Annotated in this window: 11 protein-coding genes; 10 read left to right on the top strand and 1 reads right to left on the bottom strand. The window is 57.0% G+C overall.

All coding sequences use genetic code 11. The features are described 5' to 3' along the window. Window positions 1-6 precede the first annotated feature (6 nt). Entirely contained in the window at window positions 7-987 is a 981-nt protein-coding gene (locus HMPREF2779_RS02735; RefSeq protein ID WP_105360764.1) for a ribose-phosphate diphosphokinase, read from the top strand. A 137-nt stretch (window positions 988-1,124) separates the two neighbouring features. Here the strand turns inward: HMPREF2779_RS02735 and HMPREF2779_RS02740 are convergent, their stop codons facing one another. Next, window positions 1,125-2,252, bottom strand: a complete 1,128-nt coding sequence (locus tag HMPREF2779_RS02740; RefSeq protein WP_105360765.1) for an arsenate reductase/protein-tyrosine-phosphatase family protein — start codon at window positions 2,250-2,252, stop codon at window positions 1,125-1,127. Window positions 2,253-2,561: 309 nt separating this feature from the next. Between HMPREF2779_RS02740 and HMPREF2779_RS02745 the strand changes: the two genes are divergently transcribed. The 9 genes from HMPREF2779_RS02745 to HMPREF2779_RS02785 all read left to right on the top strand — a co-directional run bounded on the left by HMPREF2779_RS02745 (window position 2,562) and on the right by HMPREF2779_RS02785 (window position 14,509). Continuing rightward, complete coding sequence (locus tag HMPREF2779_RS02745) at window positions 2,562-4,379, top strand: ABC transporter ATP-binding protein (protein ID WP_070686300.1); 1,818 nt, start codon at window positions 2,562-2,564, stop codon at window positions 4,377-4,379. A gap of 107 nt (window positions 4,380-4,486) precedes the next feature. Then, window positions 4,487-5,407 (top strand): glycosyltransferase family 2 protein, encoded by a 921-nt coding sequence (locus HMPREF2779_RS02750; RefSeq protein WP_070686302.1) that lies wholly within the window; start codon window positions 4,487-4,489, stop codon window positions 5,405-5,407. Window positions 5,408-5,665: 258 nt separating this feature from the next. Further along, the gene (locus HMPREF2779_RS02755; protein ID WP_070686303.1) at window positions 5,666-6,664 is read left to right on the top strand and encodes a CgeB family protein; all 999 of its coding nucleotides are present in this window, start codon (window positions 5,666-5,668) and stop codon (window positions 6,662-6,664) included. Then, window positions 6,655-7,758 (top strand): RNA-binding protein, encoded by a 1,104-nt coding sequence (locus HMPREF2779_RS02760; protein ID WP_070686306.1) that lies wholly within the window; start codon window positions 6,655-6,657, stop codon window positions 7,756-7,758. Before HMPREF2779_RS02755 ends, HMPREF2779_RS02760 begins: the two co-directional genes overlap by 10 nt. Next, window positions 7,758-8,486 carry an acylneuraminate cytidylyltransferase family protein gene (locus HMPREF2779_RS02765; protein WP_070686309.1) on the top strand — a complete coding sequence of 243 codons (729 nt, stop codon included), beginning with the start codon at window positions 7,758-7,760 and terminating at the stop codon, window positions 8,484-8,486. Before HMPREF2779_RS02760 ends, HMPREF2779_RS02765 begins: the two co-directional genes overlap by 1 nt. Window positions 8,487-8,576: 90 nt before the next feature. Further along, entirely contained in the window at window positions 8,577-10,820 is a 2,244-nt protein-coding gene (locus HMPREF2779_RS02770) for an N-acetylneuraminate synthase family protein (protein ID WP_105360766.1), read from the top strand. Window positions 10,821-10,837: 17 nt separating this feature from the next. After that, entirely contained in the window at window positions 10,838-11,965 is a 1,128-nt protein-coding gene (locus tag HMPREF2779_RS02775) for a glycosyltransferase family 4 protein (protein ID WP_105360767.1), read from the top strand. Beyond that, window positions 11,962-13,290, top strand: a complete 1,329-nt coding sequence (locus HMPREF2779_RS02780; RefSeq protein WP_105360768.1) for an O-antigen ligase family protein — start codon at window positions 11,962-11,964, stop codon at window positions 13,288-13,290. The genes HMPREF2779_RS02775 and HMPREF2779_RS02780 overlap by 4 nt, the downstream gene beginning before the upstream one ends. A 175-nt stretch (window positions 13,291-13,465) precedes the next feature. Then, window positions 13,466-14,509 (top strand): glycosyltransferase family 4 protein, encoded by a 1,044-nt coding sequence (locus HMPREF2779_RS02785; RefSeq protein ID WP_105360769.1) that lies wholly within the window; start codon window positions 13,466-13,468, stop codon window positions 14,507-14,509. The last annotated feature ends 22 nt before the right edge of the window (window positions 14,510-14,531 follow it).

Genomic DNA, 14,531 nt, shown 5'->3' on the forward strand with positions numbered 1-14,531 from the left:
AACACCATGAGTAGCGAGATTACCAACCCTGGTGAGCGCAAGCTTGTAGTGGTCTCCGGTCGAGCGCACCCCAAGCTTGCCGAGGAGATTGCGCAGGCACTTGATCACGACCTGCTGCCCACCTCCTCATACACCTTCGCCAATGGCGAGACCTACGTCCGCTTTGAGGAGTCAGTGCGCGGTGCGGACGCTTTCGTGATTCAGTCGCACCCGGCACCCATCAACGAATGGCTCATGGAGCAGATCATTATGATCGATGCGCTCAAGCGTGCATCCGCTCGTTCCATTACCGTGGTGTCTCCCTTCTACCCCTACGCTCGTCAGGACAAGAAGCACAAGGGTCGCGAGCCTATCTCGGCACGTCTGATTTCGGACCTGTACAAGACCGCTGGCGCTGACCGCCTGATGTGCGTGGACCTGCACACTTCGCAGATTCAGGGCTTCTTCGATGGCCCGGTCGACCACCTCTTCGCGATTCCGGTGCTGGCGAAGCACATCCGTGATCGCGTTGAAGATCTGTCGAACGTGACCGTCGTGTCCCCGGATACCGGTCGTGTGCGTGTGGCTGAGCACTGGGCTAATCTGCTGGACGGCGCACCGCTGGCGTTCGTGCACAAGACCCGCGACATCAACGTCCCCAACCAGGCTGTTTCTAAGACTGTTGTGGGTGACATTGAGGGTCGTACCTGCGTGCTGATTGACGACATGATTGACACCGGCGGCACCATTGCTGGCGCTGTGAAGGTCCTCATGGACAAGGGCGCGAAGGAAGTTATCATCGCAGCAACCCACCCGGTTCTGTCCGATCCGGCTGCTGAGCGTCTGTCTCAGTGCGGCGCGGTGGAGGTCGTTGTGACCAACACCTTGCCCGTGTCGGAGGAGAAGCAGTTCGATAACCTGACTATTCTCTCCATCGCTCCGTTGATTGCTCGTGCTATCCGCGAGGTCTTCGACGAGGGCTCTGTGACCGAGATTTTCGATCACTAAGCTTTCTGAAAGCATGAAGAAAGTCCCCCGCTGACCGTTGGTCGGTGGGGGACTTTTTGTTGTATGAGGCTAAAGCTAACCCGGCAGGGACAGATACTTGTCCCTGCCGGGTTAGCGCTCTATACGGTGCAGTGTGCTTAGCGGTGTGCCTGTGCAAGCCAGGGCAGAATCACACGGAGGGACTGCTCCACCTCGTCCACGGCAACCTTCGCTGCTGCGGGGCCGCGGCGGTAGGGGTCTTCCAGTTTGTCGCTATCGAGCGGACGAGCGCCGTACGAGTATAGGTAAGAGAGCGGCTCGGCGCGGCGTGCATCCTCACGGATACGTGCAACCTGCTTGAGCAGCTTGATCTTGGCGTGGTGCTGGGGCCATTCGCGCACGATCCAGTCGGCGTGTACCTTCTCCGCGACCAGGATAATGGTGGCGTTCTCGACGATCTGGCCGTTGAGCTGGCGGGAGGCGAAACCTTCGGGGTTGTAGCCGCGTTCAATAAGTTCGTTGGCTACGTGCTCGTAGACGCCGTGGCCAACGAGTGCGCCGGTGCCCGCGCTGGCGAAAATCCACTTGTCTTCCAGACCGTATTCTGCGGCGAGGTGCTTGGAAATCACCTCACCGGATGCGCTGCGGGCAATGTTGCCGGTGCAGACGAAGACAGCTTCGAAGGGGCCGTCGCCGCTCGTGCTGCCGGTACGGTTGAGGGTTTTGGGGGAGAGCCTGAACAGCGGGGTGCGCTCGCCTCGGGAATCAGTAGCGGGGGAGGACTGTACGTTTCCTGCGCTCTGGCTGTTGGCTTCTTCGGGGTCGGCGAGTTCTTCGGCATCGACCGTGGGCGCGTTGTGGTGGCCCACGCGGATGATGCTGGGGCCGGTGGTCTTGCCGTCTACGTCGAGGATGTCGCCGGGGGTGGCCTCGATGTCGGTGTGGGTGAGAGGCTGCGAGACGGTTGCGGTGCCGTCGGCGCTCAGCTCTTCTTCAGGCGTGACTTCCTGGCTGGCTACCTCGGCGGGGGAACGGACTTTGTAGTCTTCGATGGCTTCGCGGAGCGAACCGTCGGGGGTGATGGTACGGCTGGCTACCCCGCGGCGGTTCTTGCCCGCCAGTTCGGGGTTGCTCTTAATGAGGGAACGGACTCCGTCGGCAATATTTGCGGAGGAAGAAGCGGGGGTTGCCTGCTGCTCCTCGGCAGTTTCTGTGGAGTTGGTTTTGTCCTCGGAGGAGCCCCACGCGTACTTGTCCTTGAGGGACTTGATGTTGAAGATGCCCATCAAAAAGCCTTTTCTAATTGACGTACCCAACAGTGAACAGGGAAGCCGGAAGTGTCGGGTTTGCTGAATGAATAGTATCTATCATACCGAGTTACTTGCACCTTCAACGGTTCCTTTTCCTGTGTGTGGCGAATACCCATAAATGTCTTGTGTTTTAGCTACGAATTAGAGGTGCTTCTTTCCGCTAAAGATGACCAAAAGTACAAGCTTGATGCTGAAAATGTTTAGAGGGTGCGTGCTAGAATTGGCGTGAAATGCTGGTCTTCTTCTCGCTCAGGGGCCAGCGAGTACACTCACCAACGAGGACCAATGAAGAGCATTTATACTAAGCTTCGCCTGTTTTTTCCCGGACGGAGCTTTACGCTACTTGTCTTTAACCTGATCGGCCTGTTCGTTCTGTCTTTGATGGAGATGGTCGGTGTTGCTGCTGTTCTTCCCATCGTGAATATTGCGATGGGCGCGGAAATTACCGGCTATCTGGCTGTTCTCTCGGATGCTTTTGGTAATCCTCAGCGATCTGAGCTGGCGCTCTATCTGGGCAGTGTTCTGGTGCTCGTCTTTGTCATTAAAGGCATTGCATCGCTCATCTTTAAGCGCTGGAGCCTGAAATTCACCGGTTACCAGCAGTTGGCAACTTCTTCGACTATCCTTAACCACTACATGAAGGATAGCTACTTCAATCATAGGAAGTCCCAACCTGAAGATACTGTGTATCTGATTGGTACTTATGTGGTTTTTGCTTACCGCGGTTACGTCGGCTCAATTATTAACTTCATCGGTGACCTACTGTCGGTTCTTGTGTTGCTGGTGATGATTCTCTGCGTTATGCCGATTCCGGCTTTGATTGCCTTTGCTTATTTCGGTATCACTATCTCTGTGATGCAGTTCTTCCTGCGTCAAGGAAACGCTAAGTACGGTGAGATTTCTGCTCGTGCCGGTCGTGACGCTCTCCTCTCGCTTTTCGACAACATCAAGGGTTTTCGCGAGATTCGTATTTCTAATTCGCGTGAATTGACCGTTGAAGAGTACCGCCAGTACGCGCTGCGTAGCGTGAATAGCGATGTGAATATTTCCTTCTTCGCTGATTTCCCCAAGTACGCTCTAGAAATTATCTTCATTGTCGGTATTGCAGGTCTTTTGGGTCTGATGACATCGACCCAGGGAGCCGATAGTCTGCCAGCTCTGATGCTTTTCGCAACCGCATGCATCCGTATTCTGCCGAATGCCACCCGTATGGTTGCTTCTCTGGGCAGCATTCGTGCGAACGAGTTCGCTAGTGAAGAGGTTGCTAAGGTTATCCGCTCAATGAGCCCCGAAGAGCAGCGTCTGCAGATGGTTAAAGCCAAGAGTGAAGTTGACCCGGCAACCATTATCAACTCGGGTATTGAACTCGTGGATGTTCAGATCGATAACTTGGTCTACCGTTACCCGGATGGTGATAAGGATGTTCTCAAGGACATTCAGCTGGATGTTCCGGCTGGTACCTCGGTTGCTTTCGTGGGTGGTTCCGGCTCGGGTAAGACTACTCTGGTTGACTTGATTCTTGGTCTGCTGATCCCGGCGAGCGGTACGATTTCTAGCCAGGGTAAGGATATCCATACTGATTTGCCTTCCTGGTACCAGAAGATTGGTTATGTCCCTCAGGATCCCTACCTGGGTAATGGCACCCTGCGTGAGGCAGTTGCCTTCGGTATCCCCGACAAGCACATTGACGATGACCGTGTGCTCTACTGCCTTGAGTTGGCGGAGCTGATGCCCGTTGTCGAGACTCTGGAAGAAGGCATTAACACTCCGATTGGCGAAAACGGTAACCGTCTTTCCGGTGGTCAGCGTCAGCGTGTGGGTATTGCGCGTGCGATGTACCGTAACCCGAGCCTGCTGGTTATGGATGAGGCAACCAGCGCACTGGACAATGAGACTGAGCACAAGATTACTCAGACCATTAACCGCATCTCCCAGGAGATTACCGTGATTATCGTGGCTCACCGTCTTTCCACGGTGCGTAACGTTAACCAGCTGGTGTACCTCTCCCAGGGCCGCATCGCGAATAAGGGAACTTTCAAGGAAGTTCAGGCTGCCAACGAAGAATTTGCGAACCTCGTTCGCCTGGGCCAGCTGCCCGACTAATTGAAACTATGGGGGGTGATCGTATGCAGAAGTAAGTACGGTCGCCCCCCATAATTTAGCCTTCTATCGATTGTGATTTTTAGGCACCTCACTCAAAGGACATTATTGTGATTCATACCCTCCGTGTTTCTGCGGTTATTCCTTTCTACGGCGAGCCGGAGCCGGTTCTTGCCATTATTGACACTCTGCGTGCTCAGCAGGGTATTGACCCCGCCGATATTGAAATCGTTGTCTCGGATGACGTTTCGCCCACTCCCTTCCCCGACGTTGAGGGCGTGACCGTGGTTCGCCGCCCTGTGAATGGTGGTTTCGGTAAAGCTGTGAACTCCGGTGTTGATGCCGCGACCGGTAAATGGGTTTTCATCCTCAACAGCGACCTGGAGCTGGATAACACCTTCGTCTCGCGCATGCTCGCAGCCGTGGAACGCCACGGCGAGGTGCTGGCTAGCCCGCAGATTATTGGCCACGATGGTAAGCAGCAGTGGGTGGCACGTAAGTTCCCCACCGCAGCGCATGTGGCGTGGGAATGGTTCACTCCGCTGGCTCGTTTTAAGCCGACCAACTGGTGGCACCGCGGCGTTGGCCACGATGTTGAAGCATGCACCGGCACCGCGGACGCGAAGGTCGACTGGGTTATGGGTGCGTGCATGGTCGTTCCTCGCGCGACCTTCAACCGCATTGGTGGTATGGATGAGCGTTTCTACATGAACAGCGAAGAGGTGGATTTCCAGTACCGCCTCTCGAACGCTGGTGTGGACCGTTACCTGATTCCTTCTGTGACTGTCACCCACGAGGGAGGAGGATCTTCGCCCTCCGAGCGCCGTGTGCAGTGGCTAACCACCGCTCGCTTCATTTATGCGGATAAGTGGGGCTGGGAGAAGAAACTCGCGAACCTACTACGTGTGACCAGCTACGTGAACTTCCTGGTGAACTCGGTGCGCGGCCTGCGTAATAAGGATGTGGACGCTCGTGGATTCCTCGCCACCGAGCTGGAGCGTATCGCCAAGGCAGAGCGCCGCGAGAACTAGGGGCGAAACGTGCGGAATCTACAGCGGTAGTTCCGCAAGATTTCTAGTCCTCTTCGTCAGAAGGTGCATATAGAACGTAGGAGGCGACACAGTGCACTCGAGTGTGTCGTCTCCTGCTTTCATTGTAAAATTTCAATAGGTATGTTTTGCCTCAAGTTGCAGGTGAAACTTTCCGTTCCTCTTCGCTCCAACACATAGCACCGCACGGTTCTACCCTGCGGGTTCTTATAGCAAATGCCGACAGGATTCAATCCTCATATGACTCAGCCTAAACTTCTACTGCTCTCACCTGCATTCCACGGGTACTGGAAGGCAATTCAGGCATCCCTGGAAGTGCACGGATACGAAGTGCGCACCCACATTTACGATGCGCCGGGTACTCTGCCCGAGCGTATCCTTAACAAGCTTGCCCATGAGCTGCCCGAGAAGTACCGCCCTGAAAGCTTCGCTGCTCAGGCTACTCGTAAGGCGATTGATGCTTTCAACGAATTCCGCCCCGATATTGTGCTGGTCATTAAGGGCGATATGCTCTCCCGCGAATGGTGGGATCTGCTGGAGACTTCCGGTGTTCGCTACGGTACCTGGCTCTACGATGAAATGCGCCGCATGAGCTACACCGAAGAGGACCTGCACCACCTGGGCGCGCTGGCAAGTTACAGTCCACTGGACGCGCAGCACCTGCGTGAGCAGGGCTTCGAGGTGTTCGACATGCCCAACGCCTACGACACCCATTGCCCTGTTGTCCCCATGCGCGAGGACTCCATCAACTTTGTGGGCGCTAAGTACCCCAACCGTGAGGAGACCCTGCAGGCGCTGGTTGCAGCTGGCCTGCCGGTGCGTGCCTACGGTCGTGCTTGGTCGCGTCACCCCTACGACATTCTGCGCACTAAGCAGTTCAAGGATTCCGGTGTGCCCGCAGGCCGCGATATTGACCGCGCTGAGGCGTACGGTATTATGGCGTCCTCCCCGGCAACGCTGAACATCCACAATAACCAGGATGGTTTCACCATGCGCACCTTTGAGGCTCCCGGCGTGGGCGCTCTGCAGGTGATTGACCGTGCCGATGTGGATCGCTACTACATTCCTGGTGAAGAGGTTCTGGTCTACGAGAGCATTGATGAGCTCATCGAGATTTGTACCCGTATTTTCCGTGAGCCGAAATGGGCCCGTCAGATTCGTGAAGCCGGACAGAAGCGTACTCTGGCCGACCACACCTTCGATCAGCGTGTAAAGATTTTGGAGCAACTATGGGCCTAACCTATCCCATTGATATTGACGCATGGGCTACCTGGCAAAAGCGCCAAAACACCCTGCGATGGGCTAAGAGCGAGGCTCGCGCTCTTGTGGGACGTCTGCGCGGAGGCGCGGCTGAACAGGAAGGCCCCGTCGGCGGCGTGCTGTACACCCGCGGTGCCGTACCCCGCGTGCTCATCGTGCTCGATTCGTTCTCGCCGACGAGCCGTAACTCCCTATTGGAGCCGCTCAAGTACCTGCAGAACGTCGATGTGGCTCTGTGGGTTCCCGAGGAAGGCGCTTTTGAGCACCTGAACGGTCAGTACGCTACCGAACCGTACACCCACCAGACATGGAGCACCCGTGAAATTTCTGTACAGGATTTGCAGAGCGTACTTCCTGCTGTTCGCGTAGTGCTCTCCCTGGGTCACTACCTGGCACGTGGTGCGGCAGCCTACGAGTTCTCTCGTGCAATCGGCGCTGAGTACTGGGTGGTTCAGCACGGTCTGCTGGTGCCTCAGGCACCGCCGCTACCGGTCGGATGCACCCTGCTGGCTTTCAGCGAAGCTGACGCACAGTTCTGGGCATCGGGTCGCCGCGACGTCACCACTCACGCGGTGGGTTCGCAGCTGCTCTACCTTGCAGCGCAGAAGGCAGCCGGTGCTGAGGCACAGAAGCAGAACGGCCTGGAACCGATCTTCCTGGGACAGATGCACGGAGCGGAACTGCCGCGCGCATCCTTCGCGTACGCTTCCCACTCTTTCTTGAAGAAGTTCGGTGGAAGCTACCGCCCGCACCCGAGCGAGAAGGATAAGCTGTCGGTACTGACCCACCAGCTGTGGGAAAAGGAAGGCATCCGCATTGACCGCTCCGGCACCCCGCTGAACGAGGTGCCGAACCCGGTGGTATCGATCTTCTCTACCGGGGTTCTTGAGGCTGCAATCCGCGGAATCCCGGCGTGGGTTTACCACCCGGCACCGCCGGCATGGCTGGTGGAATTCTGGGACCGCTACGGCATGAACCAGTGGGGTCAGGAACCGACCCCGGCACCGGTTCAGCCGAAGAAGGAACCGGCACAGCGTATCGCTGAACTAATGATTGAAACTTTGGAGGCATAATGCGTATTCTCTGCGTCATCCCCGTGCGCGGTGGCTCAAAGGGCATTCCGCGTAAGAACCTGCGCCCCATTGCAGGTAAGCCGCTGGTCGCATGGACCATCGAGCAGGCACTGGCTGCTAAGGAAGAAGTAGCCGGCGAGCACGAGCTGCGTGTTGTCGTCTCCACCGACGATGCTGAGCTGGCTGATATCGCCCGCGAGTACGGTGCCGAGGTGCCGTTCATGCGCCCGGCACACCTGGCTGAAGACACCACCGCCACCGAGCCGGTCATCGAGCACGCCATCGAGTTCTACACCGAAAACGGTTGGGAACCCGAAGCTGTCATGCTGCTGCAGGCAACCAGCCCGGTACGTCTGCCCGGTACCCTGGCTCGTGCGGTCCGCCAGTTCGCGGAGAACGGTAAGGACTCCATGGTCGGTGTGATTCCGATTGGCCCGTTTATTTGGACTTGGCACGCTGACGGTGAGCCCACCGCGGCGTTCGAGATTATGGCCCGCCCGCGCCGCCAGGAGCTGACCAAGGAAACCTTCCGCTACCGTGAGAACGGTTCGATGTACGTCACCAAGACCCACGTGTACATGGACCACCACAACCGCCTGGCGGGCTACCCCGGCGGTACTATTGATTTGTTCATGCTGGACGAGGTTGAGGGCGTCGACATCGACGCACCGATTGACTTCTCCGTGGCAGAACACCAGCTCACTCAGATCCTGGCCGAAGGCAAGTAACCTTCACCCGCAGCAGTACCTCGTCTGCCGCTCCCGGCTTGACCGGCACTCAGGCATTCAACCAAAACACTCAAACGAAAAGGTCAAATCGTGATTATTGAACGCAATATTGCCCCCTACGTGGTCTTTGCTGAAGACCCGATCCTCAACGCTCTGCAGAAGATTTCTGCTAACGGCCAGCGCATCATCTTCCTGGTGAACGAGTCCGGTATTCTGCGCGGTTCGCTCTCTGACGGCGACTTCCGTCGTTGGCTGATTGCTAACCCGACCGCATCCCTGGAGACCAGTGCGCTGGAGGCAGCGAACACCAACCCGCAGACCGCACCCGCTGATGCTGATCCCGAGACCCTGCGCGCATACTTCGCGAAGGGCATCAACCACGTGCCGCTGACCGACGAGCGCGGTCACCTCGTGGCACTGGCAATGGATGAGCAGGACGTCCTGCGCATCGGTAAGCACACCATCAGCGAGGATTCCCCCTCCTTCATCATTGCTGAGATTGGTAACAACCACCAGGGTAGCGTTGATTTCGCTAAGGAACTGGTGGACCTGGCTGTTGAGTCCGGCGCGGACGCTGTGAAGTTCCAGCTGCGTGACATGGACGCTCTGTACCGCCAGCGCGGCGCAGCAACCGCAGGTGAGGACCTGGGCGTTCAGTACACCCTGGACCTGCTGTCCCGCTTCTCCCTGACCGTTGACCAGATGTACGAGGTCTTCGACCACGTCAAGCAGCACGACATGGACATCATGTGCACCCCCTGGGACGCACCCTCCGTGCAGGCACTGGTTGACTACGGTATCCAGGGCATGAAGATTGCTTCTGCTGACCTGACCAACCACGAGCTGCTGCGCGACGTGGCTTCCCGCGGCCTGCCCATGCTGGTTTCCACCGGTATGAGCCGTGAGGAAGAGATCCGCGAGTCCGTGGCTCTGCTGCGTAACGCTGGCGCATCCTACGCTCTGCTGCAGTGCCAGTCCGCGTACCCGGCACCCTTCAAGGACGTCAACCTGGCGTACATGGACCGCCTGGCTGAGATTGGTCAGTGCCTGGTCGGCTACTCCGGCCACGAGCGTGGCTACCACGTGCCGATTGCTGCTGTTGCTCGCGGCGCGAAGATTATTGAGAAGCACTTCACCACCGACAAGACCCTCGAGGGTAACGACCACACCGTATCCCTGCTGCCTGAGGAATTCAAGGCAATGGTTCAGCAGATTCGTGAGGTTGAGACTGCTATTGGTTCCGCTGCTCCTCGCGAGGTGTCCACCGGTGAGCTGATGAACCGTGTGAACCTGGCTAAGTCCCTGGTTGCTACCCGCCACATTGCTAAGGGCGAGGTTGTGACCGAGGCTGACGTTGCTGTGAAGTCCCCCGGCCGCGGTCTGCAGCCGAACTACCTGCCGAAGCTGCTGGGCCGTACCATGCAGCGCGACGTTGAAGAAGGCTCGTTCTTCTTCGAGGGCGACCTGAAGGACGACCTGGTGACCCGCCGCGACTTCAAGTTTGACCGTCCCTGGGGCCTGCCGGTTCGTTACCACGACTACAAGCCGCTGATTGAAGAGGCGAAGCCGGACTTCCTGGAGTTCCACTTCTCATACAAGGACCTCGAGATTAACATCGACGACGTCTTTGACTCCAAACTGGACATGAGCTTCACCACCCACCTGCCCGACCTGTTCGCAGGCGACTTCCTGGTGGACCTCGCGTCCAAGGACCCCGAGGTGTGGGAGCGCTCCATCGCTGAGGTTCAGCGCACCATTGACATCACCCGTGATTTGACCCGCTACTTCACCGTAGATGAGGATCCGGTCATGGTCGTGACCATGGGTGGCTTCACCAAGGACAACCACATCCCCGCTGCTGCACGTGCTGAGAAGTACGAGCGTATCGGTGAGGCGCTGAAGCGTCTGGACGCATCCGGCGTTCGCCTGGCTGCCCAGACTTTGCCCCCGTACCCCTGGCTGATGGGTGGTCAACAGTACCACAACCTGTTCCTGGATCCGAAGGACACCGCAGAGTTCTCGCGTGCATTCGACACCGCGCTCTGCCTGGACATCTCCCACACCATGCTGGCCTGCAACTTCCTGAACATTCCGCTGTCGGAGGCTGTTGAGCAGCTGGCACCGCTGTCCATCCACCTGCACCTGGTGGACGGCACCGGCGTTGACGGTGAGGGCGTTCAGGTTGGCGAAGGCGATGTCGACTGGGCGTCCCTGGGTAAGCAGCTGCGTGAGCTGGCACCGAAGGCTTCCTTCATTCCCGAAATCTGGCAGGGCCACATCAACAACGGTGAGGGCTTCTTCACTGCACTGGACCGCCTCGAGAAGTGGCTGTAGAAAGTAGACACTCACTCATGAATTCAAACGGATTTCCCACTGCCCTGTGGGTCGTTCCGGTTCCCGAGTTTGGTGGAGTAGCTCGGCACGTTGTCGATATGGTACGTGCCGGGCTCCCCGGCTTTAACCTGGTGGTTCTCGCACCCGAGGGTAAGCTCACAAGCCGCCTTGAGGAACTGGGCGTCACCGTCATCAAGGCTGAATTTGGCCCCGACTACGGTTTTAAGACTTCCTTTACCTCTCTGCAGAAGGCTATTGAGCAGCTCCGCCCGGATATTGTGCACAGCCACCTGGCGTATGCGGACGTTGTAGCGACCGCCGTGGTGAATGCTCTGCGTATCCGTAGCGTTATCAAGCGTGGCACCTGCGTGCCGAAGCTTCTGACCACTGAACACGGTATCGCCGGTAATGACTCGGTATACCACGGTAGCTCCTGGCGTTCTAAGCTCATGGAGACCGTACACCGTGTGCGCCTGTGGGGCACCGACCAGGCGATTGCTGTCTCCCGTTCCACCGCTGATCAGATGCGTGCCAAGTGGGGCGCTCGTGGCGTGGAGCTGGTGTACAACGGCGTGGACATCCCCGAAGTGCACGCGGCTGTTGAGCAGCAGCGTGCACCCGATGAGGGGGGTCCGCGTATTCTTTCGCTGTCTCGTCTGTCCCCTGAGAAGGGTATTGATGTGTTGCTGGACGCTTTTGCGCAGCTTCGTGCTGATTACCCGCAGGCTCATCTTGAGATTGCGGGCTCTGGCGATTTGGCGTCCGAGTTGCAGACTCAGGCGCAGCGTCTGAACCTGGGTGATTCGGTGACTTTCAGCGGCTTTGTTAACCCGATTGAGGCGATGGGCCGTAGCGACATGATTGTTCAGCTGTCGGTGTGGGAGAACTGCTCCTATACTCTGCTGGATGCTAAGGCTGCTGGCCTGAAGACGGTCGCTACCGCTGTGGGTGGTAACCCGGAGATTTTGGGTGCCGACGAGCTGGTGGACCGCCAGAGCACAACCCTAACTCAGGATGTTCTGCAGGCTATGCGCCAGCAGCTGCAGAAGGGTGAGGCTGAGCCTTTCACCTGGATTTTGAATGAGCAGATGGCCGCTCAGACGGTTGATGTATACGCACGTGTACTTCGAGGAGGCAGCTCATGAGCCAGACTTCGCAGGTTTACGCGCACTTGAACGAGCCCGCTGAGAAGCCGGAAGCTTCACGTTTCTCTGAAGCGGTGTCTCGCAGTAGCGATTATGTCCGCCATCAGACTAGCCAGATTCGTATGCCCGAGTTCATTATGGCGTTCCTTCTGCTTTTTGGTGATGCTGTGCCTGGCCTCGGTTTGCCCTTTAACCAGGTGGTCATTCTTGTTTTGGCAGCGTACGGTCTGACCCGTAAGCCAACTTTTGACGTGAGTCATTTTTCGGGTCTGCGCGCAATTATGTTTATTGCAATGGGTTACCTCGCAATTGTCTCGTTCTACGGTGTACATTCCGAGGACGCATCGGATTGGACTCGACGTTTGCTCCGTCTTATGGCTGCAACCGTGTTGATTTGGGCTATTGCAGCCGGACGCCTGCATATTCGCTCTATTGTTCTGGGATACTCAGCAGCGATTCTTTTCAACGCGGTAGCTTACTTTGCTGGTTTTGCTCCGGTGACGGGATACTACGGTTACCTGACTGGTTGGCTGGGTGACAAGAACTTCTCGGGTCTGGTGTACTGTCTGTTTGGTCTGTTGATTCTGAGCTTTGCCCGTAACAAGTTTGAAGTTATCGGCGCCATTGTTGTTTTCTCCGGTCTGCTATGGGCTACGGGTTCTCGTACCTCTATTGCGGCGTATGTTGCAGGCCTGATTTGGATTGTCATCGCGAACCGTCTGAAGACTTTCGGTCGCATCGCCTTGGGTGTGGCCCTGTACTGGCTGATTGATATTTTGACCAGTGACTACGCACAGTCCGGTGTCTTCGCAGATCGTACCGGTACGGATGCGCTTCGTTCGCTGATTGACCAGGCATCTGAGATTAAGGTTCAGGCTTCTGGCTTCTTCGGTCAGGGTTTGGGTGAGGCATACGTTTATCTAGCCCATACTGGTTCGAAGACCTGGTTTTTCCATAACTCGTACTGGTCTGCTCTGGTTGAGGGCGGCTGGCCGTGGATGATTCTGGTTGTCACCATCACGCTGCTCTTTATCGTGAATGTGTTTAGCGGCCAGAAGACACTACCTACAAAGTTCTATGTTGTACAGGGCGCTGGTGTTGCCATCATGATTTGTGCTTCTCGTCTGGGTGAGGTGTTCTACACCTGGCCGTGGGCCGTCACCTGTGGTTTGGCTCTGCGTGTGTTGTTGATTGAACGCGAACAGCGTTTGGGCACTGGCCACGATGAGGCAAGTATCGAAGGCTTCGACGAGCGAATTGAGATTCGTGATGCTGAAGAAGCCGATAACCACGTGCTAGCGACCCAGAACATCCATAAGGCGTAGAGGATATTCATATTGTGTCGTCTGCCTCGGCAGGTAGTTTCTCTAAGTCTCCAGCATAGCGTGCTACATATTTGTTGAAACGCTTATTGGAGCGCCTTGTTGTGGCGTATCTGGGGAGTACTAATGATTCCCTAGAAGAACTATTCCCCTCGTCATTTGCTCTAGGAGTAGAACGTTGAAGAAAGAACTGTACATCGCTACTAATAACGGTGACATTGGCGGCGGCGAGGTCATGCTCCTGAATATTGCCCGCGCGGCCCGTAGCCTTGGCTACAAGGTCACTATTGTGGGTCCCTCCGAACCGAAGCAGCTTGTAGAAGCCGCTGCGGATGAGGGGTTCCCCCGCATTGTCTTGCCGGCTAAGAACCGCGCACAGTATATGGTGGCTCTGCGTAGCTGGCACGCTCGCCACAAGGATGTTCTGCTGTGGTGTAACGGTCTGGTTCCCGCAGCGGCAACGGGCGGTCGTAAGAACCGCATCGTGCACCTGCATCAGCTTCCTACCGGCGTGAACGCGAAGCTCGTATCCTTTGCCCGCCATAAGGCATCTGTCACCTTGGTTCCGAGCCGCTATGTGGCTCGTGCCTGCCCTGGCAGCGAGCTGTTTGCGAACTGGGTCAGCGGCGTATCCACCGAGCTGGACCACCGTGTGGGGGAGCGCCGACTTCGCGTCGGTTACCTGGGGCGTTTAACTCCGTCTAAGGGCATCGCGACCCTGTGCCAGGCGATGAGTTCCTTGAACTCTAACGGCATCGAATATGACCTGGTGATTGGCGGCGAGCCTGTCTTCGCATCTGACGAGGAACGCGCTGAGGTTGAGGACGCGCTAGCCCGTGTTGCTACCTTCAGTACCCGCTTGGGGTGGACTACCCCGGACCGTCTTTTCGGTGACATCGATATGCTCGTTGTACCTTCGATTGCCCCCGAGTCCTTTGGCTTGGTGGTTACTGAAGCGATGAGCGCACGCGTCCCTGTGATTGTCAGTGACGCGGGTGCTCTGTCGGAGGTGCTGGGCGGCGCATCGTACCCGTACGTTGTGCCTGCTGATCAGCCGGTAGCTCTTGCGCAGGCTATTAAGAGCCTGGGTACTGAGCTTCGAGAAGATACGGATGCCCTGGCGGAGCGAACCTCCGAGCTGTTCTGGCGTTGGCAGGAGAATTACTCGCCTGAAGCAGGTAAGGTCCGTGTTGGTGAGATTCTGGAACGTTTTATCCGCTAAGGTGCTTCTAACCCTATAGATC

Origin of the sequence: Rothia sp. HMSC069C03 (assembly GCF_001811075.1) — a bacterium.
Taxonomy (GTDB): Bacteria; Actinomycetota; Actinomycetes; order Actinomycetales; family Micrococcaceae; genus Rothia; species Rothia mucilaginosa.